This is a genomic window from Citrobacter sp. ANG330 (genome assembly GCF_047467925.1).
In the GTDB taxonomy this organism is placed as follows: domain Bacteria; phylum Pseudomonadota; class Gammaproteobacteria; order Enterobacterales; family Enterobacteriaceae; genus Citrobacter_A; species Citrobacter_A amalonaticus_G.
Genome location: NZ_JASJUI010000003.1, coordinates 511,440 through 526,737, shown reverse-complemented (window position 1 = coordinate 526,737; position 15,298 = coordinate 511,440). Strand labels below are relative to the sequence as shown.

Here is a 15,298-nt window from a genome sequence, read left to right as displayed (position 1 = left end):
AAAGGAAAACCTATGAACCTTACACGACGTAACTTTATTAAGTATGCTGGCGGTTCCGCTGGCGCGATGATGATTACCTCGGCAATCCCTATGCCAGCGTGGGCCGCAGACGCGCCGGGTAACGCCATTCTGACGGCAGGACGTTGGGGTGCGATGTACATCGATGTTAAAGACGGCAAAATTGTGTCGTCGCGCGGTGCGCTGGCGAAAACGATTCCCAACGATCTGCAAACTACCGCGCCCGATCAGGCGCATACCCCGTGTCGTATTCAATCTCCGATGGTGCGTAAAGGCTTCCTTAATGCGCCGGGCAAACCGGACGGCAACCGTGGTAAAGACGAATTCGTCAAAGTGTCATGGGAAGACGCCCTGAAGCTTATCCACGAGCAGCACGCCCGTATCCGTGCCGAGCATGGCCCCTCTTCCATATTTGCGGGATCCTATGGCTGGCGCTCCAGTGGTGTGCTGCACAAAGCGCAGACGCTGCTTCAGCGCTACATGAGTATGGCGGGCGGCTATACCGGGCATACCGGCGACTACTCCACTGGCGCGGCGCAGGTGATCATGCCGCACGTCGTCGGTTCGGTAGAAGTTTACGAACAGCAAACGGCATGGCCGCTGATCCTCGAACATAGCCAGGTGGTGGTCCTGTGGGGGCTTAACCCACTGAACACCCTGAAAATTGCCTGGACCAGTACTGATGAGCAAGGCCTTGAGTACTTCAATAAACTGAAAGCGTCCGGCAAAACTGTTATTGCCATCGATCCGCAACGCTCAGAAACTATCGATTTCTTCGGTGATAAAGCACAGTGGATTGCGCCGAATATGGGCACCGACGTGGCGCTGATGTTAGGTATTGCGTCGGCGCTGGTAGAAAAAGGACTGCATGACAAAGCCTTCCTCGATAAATACACCACTGGCTATGGCGAATTCGAAGCGTATCTGACGGGTAAAAACGACAACACGCCGAAAAATCCGGCCTGGGCCGAGAAGATTTGCGGCGTTCCGGCGAAGCAAATGGAAATTCTGGCGGAAATCTTTGCCAAGAATAAAACCATGCTGATGGCGGGCTGGGGTATTCAGCGTCAGCAGTATGGTGAACAGCGCCACTGGATGCTGGTTACCCTGGCGGCGATGCTCGGCCAGATTGGTACCGAGGGCGGCGGTTTTGGTTTCTCTTATCATTACTCTAACGGCGGCAACCCAACCCGCAGTGGCGGTGTGCTGTCAGCCATTTCAGCGACAATCGCAGGCGGCTCATCTGCTGGCAACGACTGGGCAACCTCCGATGCGGTTGAAGCGTTCCCGGTTGCGCGTATTGTTGAAGCCCTGGAAAACCCCGGCGGCAAATATCAACATAACGGTAAGGAACAAACCTTCCCCGATCTGCGAATGATCTGGTGGGCTGGCGGTGGCAACTTCACGCATCATCAGGATACCAACCGCCTGGTAAAAGCCTGGCAAAAACCGGAACTGGTGGTGATCTCCGAGTGCTACTGGACGGCTGCCGCCAAGCACGCGGATATTGTTCTGCCGATCACTACATCGTTTGAACGTAACGACCTGACCATGACCGGCGACTACAGCAACCAGCATCTGGTGCCGATGAAACAAGCCATCCCACCGCAATTCGAAGCCCGCAATGATTTTGACGTATTCGCGGATATGGCTGAGCTGCTGAAACCCGGCGGTAAAGCCGTTTACACCGAAGGCAAGAGCGAAATGGACTGGCTGCGCGAGTTCTATGACGTGGCGCAGAAAGGCGCGCGCCAGCAGCGCGTCAATATGCCGCAGTTCACTGCCTTCTGGGAGGCGAACAAGCTGATCGAAATGCGTAAGAACCCGAAAGAAGAAGTTTTCGTACGCTATGCCGATTTCCGCAAGGACCCGGTGATGAACCCGCTGGGTACGCCAAGCGGTAAAATCGAGATTTACTCGAAAACCATCGAAGGCTTCAACTATAAGGATTGCCCGGCGCATCCGACCTGGCTGGAACCAGACGAATGGGCGGGCAACGCTAAAGAGGATGAACTGCAGCTGCTGACCGCGCACCCGGCGCACCGTTTACACAGTCAGCTTAACTATGCGTCGCTGCGCAAACAGTATGCGGTGGCCAACCGTGAGCCGTTATACATCCATCCAGAAGATGCGAAAAAACGTGGCATTGCCGACGGCGATTTGGTGCGTGTCTGGAACGCGCGTGGTCAGGTGTTGACCGGCGCGAAAGTTACCGATGGCATCAAGCAGGGTGTGGTGTGTATCCATGAAGGCGCATGGCCAGATCTGGATTACGCAGGTACCGGGATCTGTAAAAACGGTGGGGCTAACGTGCTTACTAAAGACATCCCGACCTCGCGTCTGGCGAATGGCTGCGCGGGCAACACTGCGCTGGTGATGGCGGAGAAATATACCGGACCGGAGCTGGAACTTACCGCGTTTACGCCGCCAATGGGTGCATAATTCACGGCTGTAATACTGGGCGAAAACGGTGATTTTCGCCTCAGACGGGTGATAAACCCCACAGTGGTATGTGGGGTTTTTCTTTGCGAACAATATTATTGCGCCAGCGTCGCCACCATCACGGCTTTAATGGTGTGCATCCGATTTTCAGCCTGGTCGAATACAATACTGGCCGCAGATTCAAACACCTCATCGGTGACTTCCATTCCGCCATGCAGACCAAATTCCTCCGCCATCTTTTTACCGAGCGTGGTCTGGTCGTCATGAAACGCAGGCAGACAGTGCAGGAACTTCACCTGCGGATTTCCGGAAAGTGCCATCATCTCGCTGTTGACCTGATAGTCGCGCAGCATGGCGATACGTTCCGCCCACATCTCTTTCGGTTCGCCCATCGACACCCAGACATCGGTGTAGATAAAGTCCGCCCCTTTCACGCCCGCAGCAATATCTTCGGTGAGCGTAATGTTGCCGCCATTTTTCTTTGCCATTGCGCTGCATTCTGCGACCAGCGACGCTTCCGGCCAGCAGCTTTTGGGGGCCACCAGGCGCAGGTCCAGCCCGGTGAGCGCAGCAGCTTCCAGCATCGAATTGCCCATGTTATTGCGCGCATCGCCGGCGTAAACCAGCGTCATCTCGTTAAACGCTTTACCCGGTAAATGTTCCTGCATTGTCAGCAGATCGGCCAGTAACTGGGTGGGATGGAACTCGTTGGTTAACCCGTTCCATACCGGTACACCGGCATATTCGGCCAGCGTTTCGACCACTTCCTGACCGTAACCGCGATACTGAATGCCGTCATACATCCGGCCCAGCACGCGGGCGGTGTCCTTTATTGACTCTTTATGCCCAATCTGGCTGCCGCTGGAACCGAGATAAGTGACGCGAGCCCCCTGGTCATAAGCGGCAACTTCGAAAGAGCATCGTGTACGGGTCGAGTCTTTTTCGAAGATGAGCGCGATGTTTTTGCCAGTAAGTTTTTGTTCTTCTGTGCCATTTTTTTTATCGGCTTTCAGTTTTGCGGCAAGCTGTACGAGCGCGGTGAGTTCAGCAGAGGTGAAATCGAGTAACTTTAAAAAATGCTTCTGATAAAAACCTGACATAGTTCCCTCCCATGGCTAAGGCCATTTATTGAATTAAAATTCAATTTATATGGATGATTATGCATTTGCAACCCCGTTTAACAAATCTTTTCCGTAAAGGTGGAGGCAATGACGGTGGTATGTGACAATAAGAGTATCGGCAGGACATTATGAGGAACGAGCCATGGCAAACCCGGAACAACTGGAAGAGCAGCGTGAAGAAACGCGCCTGATTATTGAAGAATTACTGGATGATGGCAGCGACCCGGATGCGCTGTACACCATCGAACATCACCTTTCCGCAGATGATTTCGAAACCCTGGAAAAAGCGGCGGTTGAGGCGTTTAAACTCGGTTACGAAGTCACTGAGCCGGAAGAGCTGGAAGTAGAAGAAGGCGATACCGTGATTTGCTGCGATATCCTCAGTGAATGTGCGCTGAAAGCCGACCTCATCGACGCGCAGGTTGAGCAACTGATGAACCTGGCCGAGAAATATGACGTCGAATACGACGGCTGGGGCACCTACTTTGAAGATCCGAACGGCGAAGATGGTGAAGAGGGCGACGACGAAGACTACGTCGACGAAGATGACGACGGCGTGCGTCACTAAGATCACCAGGCGTTAAAAAGTACGGCAGCCTGCTGTCGTACTCTTCCAACAGGTTACTCATGAACTACCCGCAAATACTTTCTCCGGTGCTTAACTTTCTGCACTGCCCGACCCCGCAGGCATGGATTGACCAGGCGCGCGATCCGCAACACCTTCCTCTGCTGCTCACCGATCATTTGATATGCGAACTCAAGGCGGCGCAAACGGCGATGCTACTGGTGCGTAAGTACGTAGCGGATAAACCGGGTGCGGATTCGCTGCTCGCCTGGCTACAGCCGTATGAAGCCTTTGCTTTCCGGGAAGGGCCGGAACCGGATTTTGTTGCGCTCCATAAACAGATTGGTAAAAGCGTGATGCCGGAAACGGACGATCCGTGGGGCCGCCAGCTTATCGACAGCATGGTGCTGCTGATAAAAGAAGAACTGCACCACTTCTGGCAGGTGCGTGAAGCGATGCAGGCCAGAAACATTCCTTACGTGAAGATCACCGCCAGTCGCTACGCGAAAGGGATGCTGAAAGCGGTGCGTACTCACGAACCGCTGACGCTGATTGATAAACTGATTTGCGGTGCTTACATCGAAGCGCGCTCCTGCGAACGCTTCGCCGCGCTGGCTCCGTTTCTCGATGACGATCTGCAAAAGTTCTATCTGTCGCTGCTGCGCTCCGAAGCGCGTCACTTCCAGGACTATCTGGCGCTGGCGCAACAGGTTTCGCAGGAAGATATTTCTGCCCGCGTCCGCTATTTTGGCGACGTGGAAGCGGCGCTGATCGTCTCGCCAGACAACGAGTTTCGCTTTCACAGCGGCGTGCCGGTTGCCTCTTAATTTCGGTAGTTCTGCCCGTCGCAAGGTGACATCCTGACGTGGGCGGTGAAAAATGACTCCTTTTCTGGGCAAGGAATACCAATACCGATGAACTGGACACATGTACTTCTCGCAGGCTATGTCGGCGCGGTGATCGCCGCAGTGATTGGGCTGATGCGCAAAAAAGGCTGGGTGGGGAAAGCCTCCGGCGCGGTACTGATGATTGTGGCGATCGTCGCGTGGAACCTGTTTGACGTGCACTACCTGATCCCGCGAGAAAAAGCGGCGTCCGGTCTGAGTGAAGAGCAGCAGTTTGATGCAGTGTTACTGCAAATGCCGACGTTTCAGGTACTGAAGGAACAGGAGCCGGCATTCTGGGTCCATCTTCGCACCCAGGCGCTACAGCTGAAAAATGAAGGCAAAACCGAACAGCAAATTATCGATACCATTCAACCGCAGGTGCTACAAATACAGATGTCTCGTTTGCAGCAGGCTCCGGACAGTCATGTCGTTGATTATATGAAGATCAACCTCGAACAAATTGCCGCTGTGCAAAAAAAAGGCGATGACGAGTGTTTCCGCTTCCTTTTCCCACAGGTTAAAGGGGGGATTAACCCGACGCGGCTGATCTCACCGGATATTCTGAAACGGCGGATGGAAGGCGATGCGGCGATGATGCGAGCGGCATACGGTCCCAATAAACACACGGTGACAGACGCTGAGAAACAGCAGGCTATGCAGGATCTGCAAAGCGTCGTACCGATACTGGTGCAGCGTTACGGGCAGGATGTACAGCTTATGGCTGAGCCGCACAAGGGAGTGGGAAAAGAGAAGGTCGTCTGCGATCTGGTGCAGGATATGTGGACGGAAGTACTGAAATTGCCAGCCGCGCAGGCCGCTGGCGTGATTCGACTTTCAGTATCGCCTGAGATGCAATAGCCGGTATTACAGGGGTTTGAGCATCCGCACTTCGCAATCGACGTGCCCGGTGCAGCCCAGCGGTTCGCTGATATGCTCAAACCCTAGATGTTCGTACAACCCAATCGCCTCGCGTAAAAAGGCGGTCGTTTCCAGATAGCATTGTTTAAATCCATGCGCGCGGGCGTGATCCATCGCTATCAGCGCCAGCTTTTTCGCCATACCTTGTCCGCGTGCGCTGGGCAAAAAGTACATCTTTTGCAGCTCGCAGATATCGGGTTCGCTGCAGGTTAACGGGGCAATTCCGCCGCCTCCCACGACTTCGCCATTACGTTCCACCACCCAATAGGCATGCCCAGGTTGCGAGTAGAGCTGATACAACTCATCCAGATTCGGATCGGCAACGGTATAGCCTTTGTCTGCGGTGAGTCCATATTCGGCGGAAACCTGTCGGATAACCGCAGCGATAACCTGATTATCGCTGGCCGTCAGGCGACGTAACGAGAGAGTGTCGAGAACATTCATTTTACTACCCGATTTTAACAATACTAATAATTTGAACTAATAGCACCCCCAGCCAGGTGATGCAAGCACCTTATAACATAGCGGATGGATGTTATTTATACAGATAATAAGGTAATATCTCTATTGGCCGGTATTTCTATTGCCTGCTAATAATGTGTATTTTTAAGGATGATTAACGACAGGGATTTATTATGCAGGAAAATCTTATAAAAGAAGAGGCGCCATCGCATGCGTTTGAATTTCGCGGTGATGGTGGAAATTATTTTCTAATTTGTCTGGTCAATTCACTGCTGGTACTGGTGACATTAGGAATTTATCTGCCTTGGGCATTAATGAAATGCCGTCGCTATATTTATTCCAACATGAGCCTGAACGGGCAACCATTTAGCTGGAAGGTCACGGGGGGCGATGTTTTCCTGAGCTGGTTTATGCTGCTGGTGATTTATATCGCGAGCATTATATTGATAAGCATGGAATATTTTGTCATCGGTGCGGCATTAATGGCGGTACTGGTCTTAGCAATCCCTGTTCTGGTAATGAAAAATCTTCAGTACCAGGCGGTGAAAACGTCGCTCAACAGCATTCGTTTTGGGTTTCATTTTTCCGCGCTTAAGGCGTTCTGGAATATTCTGTGTCTGCCGGTGTTGTTGCTTCTTGCGCTGGGCGGGGTGATATTCTGCCTGCTACAGGTATGTCCGACAGAAAGCCCGGGAGAAGTGATTTTCACGGTGATCGTGCTGGGGCTGACGGGGCTCGCCGGTATGGGGATCGTCAGTGGCGTGGCCTACAGCCGATTAATGACGATGGTGGGGAATGGCGGACGTTTTGGTATCCACTCGTTCTCTGTGCAGGTGAATGTCTGGCATTGTATTAAATCCGCGATTCTGGCTATGGCTGCGCTACTGCCTTTTCTGGCGGTGGTCGGTTTTATCGCGATTGCGCTGTTTAAATCGATATCTGAACTCGATGTGACGGGGATGGCGGAAGAGGAAATTGAAGCGTTAATCCTTATCGAGTATCAACGGCAGATTGTGATAAGCCAGATTATCTATTATCTGGGCATTGCCATTTCAATGAGTTATTTGATTGTGGCGTTTCGAAACCATTTTCTGAATAACCTGCAACTCGCCGACGGAGACATTCGTTTTCGTTCCACGCTAACCTGGCACGGTATGGTATACCGTTTGGGGGGATTGTATGTGCTTTCGGCAATCACCGGCGGGCTGGCTTATCCGCTGTTGCGTATCTGGCTGATTAAATGGCTGGCGAATAATACGTACGTGGTGGGCGATCTCGATACATTACCTCTTGCAGACAGCGATGAGCGTGTGGATAACGGTTTTGTATCGCGACTCTCTCGTGGCGTGATGCCGACGCTCTATTTTATGTCGTGACAAAAAAGGCCGGAGCATGCTCCGGCCTGTTTACATTATCGCTATCCGTAATTACAGCGCGGCGATAACCGCCTGCTGCTCAATCAGTTTCGCTTTCGCTTCGGCGTAGCCTTCCAGCTTCTCACGCTCTTTGGCGATCACCGCTTCCGGTGCGCGTGCCACAAAGCCTTCGTTGGCGAGTTTGTTTTCGATACGGCCGATTTCACCCTCGATTTTCGCCACTTCTTTCGCCAGACGCGCCAGCTCATCGTCTTTATTGATGAGGCCCGCCATCGGGATCAGCAGCTCGGCACCGTCGATGATTTTAGTCACGGAGAGCGGACCCTTGTCATCGGCAGGCAGCACGGTGATGCTTTCCAGACGCGCCAGGTTCAGCAGGAAGCTGCGGTTGTCATTTACGCGACGCATCGCGTCGTCGCTGCAACCGCGCAGCAACAGCTCCAGCGGCTTACCCGGAGCGATGTTCATTTCCGCACGAATGTTACGTACGGCAGTGATCGCCTGCTTCAGCCATTCGGTGTCAGCGAGTGCGGTTTCATCCACCTGCGCGGCGTTATATTCCGGGAACGGCTGCAGCATGATAGTATCTGCGTCGATACCGGCAATCACTTTCACACGCTGCCAGATGGTTTCGGTAATGAACGGGATGATCGGGTGCGCCAGGCGCAGCAGACCTTCCAGCACGGTCACCAGCGTATTGCGGGTGCCGCGCAGTTCAGCTTCCGTTCCGCCGGTCATGACCGGTTTGGTCAGCTCCAGATACCAGTCGCAGAACTGGTTCCAGGTGAACTCGTACAGAATGCCCGCAGCGATGTCGAAGCGGAAGTTATCCAGCGCTTCACGGTACGCTTTGGTGGTCTGGTTGAACTCCGCCAGGATCCATCTGTCCGCCAGCGACAGCGTCATCTCGCCGCCGTTGAAGCCGCAATCCTGTTCTTCGGTGTTCATCAGCACAAAACGGCTGGCGTTCCACAGCTTGTTACAGAAGTTACGATAACCTTCCAGACGCTTCATATCCCAGTTGATGTCGCGACCGGTTGAAGCCAGCGCGGCCAGGGTGAAACGCAGCGCGTCGGTGCCGTGCGGTTCAATACCCTCCGGGAACTGCTTCTCTGTACGCTTAGCAATCTTTTCAGCCAGCTGCGGCTGCATCATGTTGCCGGTGCGTTTTTCCAGCAGTTCCGGTAGAGAAATACCGTCTACCATATCCAGCGGGTCGATCACGTTGCCCTTAGATTTGGACATCTTCTGGCCTTCGTCATCACGGATCAGACCGGTCATGTAGACGGTCTTGAACGGTACCTGCGGTTTACCGTTTTCATCTTTGATGAAGTGCATGGTCATCATGATCATGCGCGCAATCCAGAAGAAGATGATATCGAAACCGGACACCATCACGCTTGTCGGGTGGAACTGACGCAGCGCGTCGGTGTTTTCCGGCCAGCCGAGCGTGGAGAAGGTCCACAGCGCGGAGGAAAACCAGGTATCCAGCACGTCGTCGTCCTGACGCAGGGCAACGTCTGCGCTCAGGTTATTTTCCTGACGCACTTCGTCTTCGCTACGACCCACATAGACGTTGCCGTCGTTGTCGTACCATGCCGGAATACGGTGACCCCACCACAGCTGACGGGAGATACACCAGTCCTGAATATCGCGCATCCAGGAGAAATACATGTTCTCGTACTGCTTCGGTACGAACTGAATGTCGCCGTTCTCAACCGCTTCAACCGCTGGTTTTGCCAGCACGTCGGCACGGACGTACCACTGGTCGGTCAGCATCGGTTCGATAACCACGCCGCCACGGTCGCCGTACGGGACGGTCAGGTCGTGCGGTTTAATCTCTTCAAGCAGGCCCAGTGCGTCGATCGCGGCCACAACCGCTTTACGCGCAGCAAAACGCTCCAGCTTCTGGAACTCAGCTGGAATGGCGTTGGAGTAAACGTCAGATTCATTTCCTTTGGTGTCGTATACTTCCGCCGTTTCGCGGATATCGCCATCAAAGGTAAGGATATTAATCATTGGCAGGGCGTGACGACGACCGACTTCGTAGTCGTTAAAGTCGTGCGCCGGGGTGATTTTCACGCAACCGGTGCCTTTCTCCATGTCGGCGTGTTCGTCGCCCACAATCGGAATACGGCGGTCAACCAGCGGCAGCACCACGAATTTACCAATCAGATCTTTATAACGCGGATCTTCCGGGTTGACGGCCACGCCGGTATCGCCCAACAGCGTTTCCGGACGGGTGGTCGCCACGACAAGGTAATCTTTGCCGTCGGCCGTTTTTGCGCCGTCGGCCAGCGGATAGCGGATATGCCACATCGAGCCTTTCGACTCGCGGTTTTCCACTTCCAGGTCAGAAATGGCGGTGCGCAGTTTCGGATCCCAGTTCACCAGGCGTTTGCCACGGTAAATTAGATCTTCTTTGTACAGGCGGACAAAGACTTCTTTCACGGCATTGGAAAGACCTTCATCCATGGTGAAGCGCTCGCGCTCCCAGTCAACAGAGTTGCCGAGACGACGCATCTGACGGGTGATAGTGCCGCCGGATTCCGCTTTCCACTGCCAGATTTTATCGATGAAGGCATCGCGACCGTAGTCGTGACGGGTTTTACCTTCTTCAGCGGCAATTTTACGCTCAACCACCATCTGGGTTGCGATACCGGCGTGGTCGGTTCCGACCTGCCACAGGGTATTTTTCCCCTGCATGCGCTGATAACGGATCAGCGTATCCATGATGGTTTGCTGGAAAGCATGACCCATATGCAAACTGCCGGTGACGTTCGGCGGCGGGATCATGATGCAGAAGGACTCTTTGCTTTCATCGCCGTTAGGCTTGAAATAGCCCTGCTTTTCCCAGTGCTCGTAAAGCGGCTGTTCGATATCTTGGGGGTTGTATGTCTTTTCCATTATTTCCAGGTTGCCGTATTCAGGTTAAAACCAGCCACGCGGTAGGCTTTGTAGCGTTCGCGTGCCGATTGTTTCAGAGAATCTTCGTAAGGGACGAAGTCTATCACTTCTGTGAAAGCGGTGGCAAAATCTGCAAAGCCAACGCGCAGGCTGATGAGCAGATCGCGCGGGCTGCTGTTGCGTTTTTCCGGCCAGGCGATTTCCACCGGCGCACCGCCGCGCGGCCCTTCACCTGCCAGATTGTGCGGAACGAAACTGTCCGCGGGTCTGGCCCATAGCGCTTCATCGAGGCGAATCGCCTGTTTTTCGTCTTCGCACGCAATCAATACGCGCTTGCCGTTGCGCCAACGTTCTGCGGCAATTTCACACACCAACTGTTCGACGGCGCTGAGGCCATCCTGATGGGTGTCGTTGTCCAGAAGGTAGAACGTTGCATTCTTCATATATGGGGCTTCTTGTGGTGGATTTAAATGCGTTGTCTTGTTGCACACCGTAGGCCTGATAAGGTGCATTCGCGCCGCCATCAGGCATTTGCCGGATGGCGCTACGCTTATCCGGCCTACGGGGCAATTTCAAACTTACTCTTCGCCGTTAAACCCGGCGCGATTGAGCAGGAACTGCGACAACAGCGCCACTGGACGACCGGTAGCGCCTTTGGCTTTCCCGGAGCGCCATGCCGTACCGGCGATATCGAGATGCGCCCAGTTGTATTTGCGGGTAAAGCGTGACAGGAAGCAGCCCGCGGTAATCGCTCCGCCAGGACGCCCGCCGATGTTCGCCATATCCGCGAAGTTCGACTCCAGCTGTTCCTGATACTCATCACCCAGCGGTAGACGCCATGCGCGATCGCCCGCCTGTTCAGACGCGCCGATCAGTTCGTGCGCCAGCGGGTTATGGTTCGACATCAGACCGGTGATATGGTGACCCAGTGCAATCACGCAGGCCCCCGTCAGGGTCGCCACGTCGATTACGGCTTCCGGCTCGAAGCGCTCAACGTAGGTTAAGACGTCGCACAGCACCAGACGGCCTTCGGCATCGGTGTTCAGCACTTCAACGGTCTGCCCGGACATCGTTGTCAGTACGTCACCTGGACGATAGGCGCGACCGCCTGGCATGTTTTCACAGCCCGCCAGCACGCCGATGACGTTGATCGGCAACTGAAGCTCTGCCACCATGCGCATCACGCCGTAAACGGCCGCGGCGCCGCACATGTCGTACTTCATTTCGTCCATGCCTTCGGCAGGCTTGATGGAGATACCACCGGAGTCAAAGGTGAGCCCTTTACCGACCAGCACGATCGGGCGCACGTCTTCCGACGGACTGCCTTTGTACTCGATAACCGACATCAGGGATTCATTTTGCGAACCGTGGCCGACGGCGAGGTAGGAGTGCATTCCCAGCTCTTTCATCTGCTGTTCGCCGATGACGCGGGTGACCACATTCTTACTGTAGCTGTCAGCCAACTGACGCGCCTGAGAGGCCAGATAGGCGGCATTACAGATGTTTGGCGGCATGTTGCCCAGATCTTTCGCAGCTTTAATACCGGCAGCAATGGCCAGACCGTGCTGAATCGCTCGCTCGCCGCTGGTCAGCTCCCGGCGGGTCGGTACGTTGAAGACCATTTTACGCAGCGGACGACGCGGCTCGCTTTTGGTGGTCTTCAGTTGATCAAAACTGTACAGCGTCTCTTTGGCCGTCTCGACAGCCTGACGCACTTTCCAGTAGTTATTGCGGCCTTTGACGTGCAGTTCGGTCAGGAAGCAGACGGCTTCCATTGAGCCGGTATCATTCAGCGTATTTATCGTTTTCTGAATAACCTGCTTATACTGACGTTCATCCAGCTCGCGCTCTTTGCCACAACCGATGAGGAGGATACGCTCGGACAGCACGTTGGGAACATGGTGCAGCAACAAGGTCTGACCCGGTTTGCCTTCCAGTTCGCCACGGCGCAGCAGGGCACTGATGTACCCGTCGCTGATTTTATCGAGCTGTTCTGCAATCGGAGAAAGGCGGCGCGGTTCAAAGACGCCCACGACGATGCAGGCACTCCGCTGTTTCTCCGGGCTACCGCTTTTTACACTAAACTCCATGCACTACGCTCCTGAATCTTAAAGACAACGGCGGCGCCTGCGGTTAGAATTGCAAGCTTTCGTAACTCATGTCCGCTGTTGCGGTGACTTCGTGTTAATCTTAACGTTATTACGGCATTGGCACATCAGAACGCGTTCTGAGTGGCGAATCCGCTGAGTATAATAATTTTAGCGACGATTTCGACGACTCAAGAGAATAAATGACGTTTAAGCCATGAAACAAGCTAAATTCCTGCAAAAGACGAGTTTTTACGGGCGTATTTAAAGTGATAATCATAAGATATCTGGTGCGGGAGACGCTCAAAAGCCAGCTTGCCATCCTCTTCATTCTGCTTTTGATCTTCTTTTGTCAAAAGTTAGTGAGGATCCTCGGCGCAGCGGTTGACGGTGACATTCCGGCAAATCTGGTGCTCTCGCTGCTGGGCCTCGGCGTGCCTGAAATGGCGCAGCTTATCCTGCCGCTCAGCCTGTTCCTCGGGCTTCTGATGACGTTGGGCAAACTGTATACCGAAAGTGAAATTACGGTGATGCACGCCTGCGGTCTGAGCAAATCCGTGCTGGTGAAAGCCGCCATGATCCTGGCGCTGTTCACCGGAATCATTGCCGCCGTTAACGTCATGTGGGCGGGGCCGTGGTCGTCCAGGCATCAGGATGAAGTCCTCGCCGAAGCGAAAGCCAACCCAGGCATGGCCGCACTGGCGCAGGGGCAATTTCAGCAGGCCACCAATGGCAGCTCGGTACTGTTTATTGAAAGCGTTGACGGTAGCGATTTCAAAGATGTGTTCCTTGCGCAGATCCGCCCAAAAGGCAACGCGCGCCCTTCCGTGGTGGTCGCCGATTCCGGACACTTGTCGCAGTTGCGTGACGGTTCGCAGGTGGTCACGCTGAACAAAGGTACTCGCTTTGAAGGTACCGCGTTGTTGCGCGATTTCCGTATTACCGACTTCCAGGACTATCAGGCGATTATCGGTCACCAGGCGGTGGCGCTGGACCCTAACGATACCGACCAGATGGACATGCGTACGCTGTGGTCCACGGATACCGATCGGGCTCGTGCGGAACTGCACTGGCGCTTCACGCTGGTATTCACCGTATTTATGATGGCGCTGATGGTGGTACCGTTGAGCGTGGTTAACCCGCGTCAGGGCCGCGTGCTGTCGATGCTGCCCGCGATGCTGCTCTATTTGATGTTCTTCCTGATCCAAACCTCCCTGAAATCCAACGGAGGCAAAGGCAAGCTGGACCCGGTTATCTGGATGTGGGTGGTTAACCTGCTGTATCTGGCGCTGGCGGTGGGCTTGAACCTGTGGGATACAGTGCCGGTGCGTCGTCTGCGCGCCCGTTTTTCGCGTAAAGGAGCGGTGTGATGCAGCCATTTGGTGTCCTTGACCGCTATATCGGTAAAACCATTTTCACCACCATCATGATGACCTTGTTCATGCTGGTGTCGCTTTCCGGCATCATCAAGTTTGTCGACCAGTTGAAAAAAGCCGGGCAGGGGAACTACGACGCACTGGGCGCAGGGGTGTACACGCTGCTCAGCGTGCCGAAAGATGTGCAGATTTTCTTCCCGATGGCGGCGCTGCTTGGCGCGCTGTTGGGACTAGGGATGCTGGCACAACGCAGTGAACTGGTTGTGATGCAGGCGTCCGGTTTTACCCGTATGCAGGTGGCGCTCTCGGTGATGAAAACCGCGATCCCACTGGTATTGTTGACCATGGCCATTGGCGAGTGGGTCGCGCCGCAGGGCGAGCAGATGGCGCGCAACTACCGTGCGCAGGCGATGTACGGCGGTTCGCTGCTGTCCACCCAGCAGGGGCTGTGGGCGAAAGACGGCAATAACTTTGTTTACATCGAACGGGTGAAAGGTGACGAAGAGTTGGGCGGTATCAGTATTTACGCCTTCAACGATCAGCGTCGTCTGCAGTCCGTGCGCTATGCCGCGTCTGCGAAGTTTGACCCGGAACAAAAGGTCTGGCGTCTGTCGCAGGTGGATGAGTCGAATCTGACCAACCCGAAGCAGATCACGGGTTCGCAAACGGTGAGCGGAACCTGGAAAACCAACCTCACGCCGGACAAACTGGGCGTGGTGGCGCTGGACCCGGATGCGCTCTCCATCAGCGGTCTGCACAACTACGTGAAGTATCTGAAGTCGAGTGGCCAGGAGGCCGGACGCTACCAGCTCAATATGTGGAGCAAAGTCTTCCAGCCGCTGTCGGTAGCGGTGATGATGCTGATGGCGCTGTCGTTCATCTTTGGTCCGCTGCGTAGCGTGCCAATGGGCGTACGGGTGGTGACGGGGATAAGCTTTGGTTTTGTGTTCTATGTACTGGACCAGATCTTCGGCCCGCTGACGCTGGTGTACGGCATTCCGCCGATTATTGGCGCCCTGCTGCCGAGCGCCTCATTCTTCTTGATCAGCCTCTGGCTGATGATGCGTAAGTCATAATCATTCGCCGGTATCCGGCAAACTAAAGCGCAGTGCCTGATGGCGCTGCGCTTATCAGGCCTA

General features: G+C 54.4%; 14 protein-coding genes. 8 read left to right on the top strand and 6 right to left on the bottom strand.

Going from position 1 to position 15,298, the window contains the following annotated elements; all coding sequences use genetic code 11:
• Nucleotides 1–12: 12 nt before the first annotated feature.
• Complete coding sequence (locus tag QNN88_RS10775; protein WP_414240210.1) at nt 13–2,460, top strand: molybdopterin guanine dinucleotide-containing S/N-oxide reductase; 2,448 nt, start codon at nt 13–15, stop codon at nt 2,458–2,460.
• 95 nt (nt 2,461–2,555) lie between these two features.
• Here the strand turns inward: QNN88_RS10775 and argF are convergent, their stop codons facing one another.
• Both argF and argL read right to left on the bottom strand, forming a co-directional pair.
• Nucleotides 2,556–3,560, bottom strand: a complete 1,005-nt coding sequence (gene argF, locus QNN88_RS10770; protein ID WP_414240209.1) for an ornithine carbamoyltransferase — start codon at nt 3,558–3,560, stop codon at nt 2,556–2,558.
• Nucleotides 3,530–3,625, bottom strand: a complete 96-nt coding sequence (gene argL, locus QNN88_RS10765; RefSeq protein WP_414240208.1) for a putative translational regulatory protein ArgL — start codon at nt 3,623–3,625, stop codon at nt 3,530–3,532. The genes argF and argL overlap by 31 nt, the downstream gene beginning before the upstream one ends.
• A gap of 98 nt (nt 3,626–3,723) precedes the next feature.
• On the opposite strand from argL, the gene rraB reads away from it, so the two are divergent.
• The 3 genes from rraB to QNN88_RS10750 all read left to right on the top strand — a co-directional run bounded on the left by rraB (nt 3,724) and on the right by QNN88_RS10750 (nt 5,891).
• Nucleotides 3,724–4,149 (top strand): ribonuclease E inhibitor RraB, encoded by a 426-nt coding sequence (gene rraB / locus QNN88_RS10760; protein WP_414240207.1) that lies wholly within the window; start codon nt 3,724–3,726, stop codon nt 4,147–4,149.
• Nucleotides 4,150–4,208: 59 nt separating this feature from the next.
• Nucleotides 4,209–4,973 (top strand): tRNA isopentenyl-2-thiomethyl-A-37 hydroxylase MiaE, encoded by a 765-nt coding sequence (gene miaE / locus QNN88_RS10755; protein WP_414240206.1) that lies wholly within the window; start codon nt 4,209–4,211, stop codon nt 4,971–4,973.
• An 87-nt stretch (nt 4,974–5,060) separates the two neighbouring features.
• Nucleotides 5,061–5,891, top strand: coding sequence for a topoisomerase II (locus QNN88_RS10750; protein ID WP_414240205.1), 831 nt, complete (start codon nt 5,061–5,063; stop codon nt 5,889–5,891).
• Between the two features lie 6 nt (nt 5,892–5,897).
• Here the strand turns inward: QNN88_RS10750 and QNN88_RS10745 are convergent, their stop codons facing one another.
• Nucleotides 5,898–6,395, bottom strand: a complete 498-nt coding sequence (locus QNN88_RS10745; protein ID WP_414240204.1) for a GNAT family N-acetyltransferase — start codon at nt 6,393–6,395, stop codon at nt 5,898–5,900.
• Between the two features lie 191 nt (nt 6,396–6,586).
• Here QNN88_RS10745 and QNN88_RS10740 point away from each other — a divergent pair, with 191 nt between their 5' ends.
• The gene (locus tag QNN88_RS10740) at nt 6,587–7,789 is read left to right on the top strand and encodes a YjgN family protein (protein WP_414240203.1); all 1,203 of its coding nucleotides are present in this window, start codon (nt 6,587–6,589) and stop codon (nt 7,787–7,789) included.
• Between the two features lie 51 nt (nt 7,790–7,840).
• Here QNN88_RS10740 and QNN88_RS10735 read toward each other — a convergent pair whose 3' ends face one another.
• The 3 genes from QNN88_RS10735 to pepA form a co-directional block, all read right to left on the bottom strand.
• On the bottom strand, nt 7,841–10,696 hold the full coding sequence (locus QNN88_RS10735; RefSeq protein ID WP_414240202.1) for a valine--tRNA ligase: 2,856 nt from the start codon (nt 10,694–10,696) through the stop codon (nt 7,841–7,843).
• A complete protein-coding gene (holC, locus tag QNN88_RS10730; protein ID WP_414240201.1) occupies nt 10,696–11,139 on the bottom strand; it encodes a DNA polymerase III subunit chi in 444 nt (147 codons plus the stop codon). The genes QNN88_RS10735 and holC overlap by 1 nt, the downstream gene beginning before the upstream one ends.
• A gap of 135 nt (nt 11,140–11,274) precedes the next feature.
• Nucleotides 11,275–12,786: a leucyl aminopeptidase gene (gene pepA / locus QNN88_RS10725; protein ID WP_373671739.1), complete on the bottom strand. Its 1,512-nt coding sequence runs from the start codon at nt 12,784–12,786 to the stop codon at nt 11,275–11,277.
• 153 nt (nt 12,787–12,939) lie between these two features.
• On the opposite strand from pepA, the gene ytgA reads away from it, so the two are divergent.
• From ytgA to lptG, 3 genes are all read left to right on the top strand, one after another.
• Nucleotides 12,940–12,990 carry a protein YtgA gene (gene ytgA / locus QNN88_RS10720; protein WP_211180521.1) on the top strand — a complete coding sequence of 17 codons (51 nt, stop codon included), beginning with the start codon at nt 12,940–12,942 and terminating at the stop codon, nt 12,988–12,990.
• 62 nt (nt 12,991–13,052) lie between these two features.
• Nucleotides 13,053–14,153, top strand: a complete 1,101-nt coding sequence (lptF, locus tag QNN88_RS10715) for an LPS export ABC transporter permease LptF (RefSeq protein WP_414240200.1) — start codon at nt 13,053–13,055, stop codon at nt 14,151–14,153.
• Complete coding sequence (gene lptG, locus QNN88_RS10710) at nt 14,153–15,235, top strand: LPS export ABC transporter permease LptG (RefSeq protein WP_414240199.1); 1,083 nt, start codon at nt 14,153–14,155, stop codon at nt 15,233–15,235. The genes lptF and lptG overlap by 1 nt, the downstream gene beginning before the upstream one ends.
• Nucleotides 15,236–15,298: the final 63 nt, after the last annotated feature.

What these genes read in the sequence shown, in the direction of transcription:
- QNN88_RS10775 (WP_414240210.1), top strand. Translation starts at nt 13, where the DNA reads ATGAACCTTACACGACGTAACTTTATTAAGTATGCTGGCGGTTCCGCT.
- argL (WP_414240208.1), bottom strand. Translation starts at nt 3,625, where the DNA reads ATGCATAATCATCCATATAAATTGAATTTTAATTCAATAAATGGCCTT.
- holC (WP_414240201.1), bottom strand. Translation starts at nt 11,139, where the DNA reads ATGAAGAATGCAACGTTCTACCTTCTGGACAACGACACCCATCAGGAT.
- QNN88_RS10740 (WP_414240203.1), top strand. Translation starts at nt 6,587, where the DNA reads ATGCAGGAAAATCTTATAAAAGAAGAGGCGCCATCGCATGCGTTTGAA.
- pepA (WP_373671739.1), bottom strand. Translation starts at nt 12,786, where the DNA reads ATGGAGTTTAGTGTAAAAAGCGGTAGCCCGGAGAAACAGCGGAGTGCC.
- argF (WP_414240209.1), bottom strand. Translation starts at nt 3,560, where the DNA reads ATGTCAGGTTTTTATCAGAAGCATTTTTTAAAGTTACTCGATTTCACC.
- lptG (WP_414240199.1), top strand. Translation starts at nt 14,153, where the DNA reads ATGCAGCCATTTGGTGTCCTTGACCGCTATATCGGTAAAACCATTTTC.
- QNN88_RS10745 (WP_414240204.1), bottom strand. Translation starts at nt 6,395, where the DNA reads ATGAATGTTCTCGACACTCTCTCGTTACGTCGCCTGACGGCCAGCGAT.
- rraB (WP_414240207.1), top strand. Translation starts at nt 3,724, where the DNA reads ATGGCAAACCCGGAACAACTGGAAGAGCAGCGTGAAGAAACGCGCCTG.
- QNN88_RS10750 (WP_414240205.1), top strand. Translation starts at nt 5,061, where the DNA reads ATGAACTGGACACATGTACTTCTCGCAGGCTATGTCGGCGCGGTGATC.
- miaE (WP_414240206.1), top strand. Translation starts at nt 4,209, where the DNA reads ATGAACTACCCGCAAATACTTTCTCCGGTGCTTAACTTTCTGCACTGC.
- QNN88_RS10735 (WP_414240202.1), bottom strand. Translation starts at nt 10,696, where the DNA reads ATGGAAAAGACATACAACCCCCAAGATATCGAACAGCCGCTTTACGAG.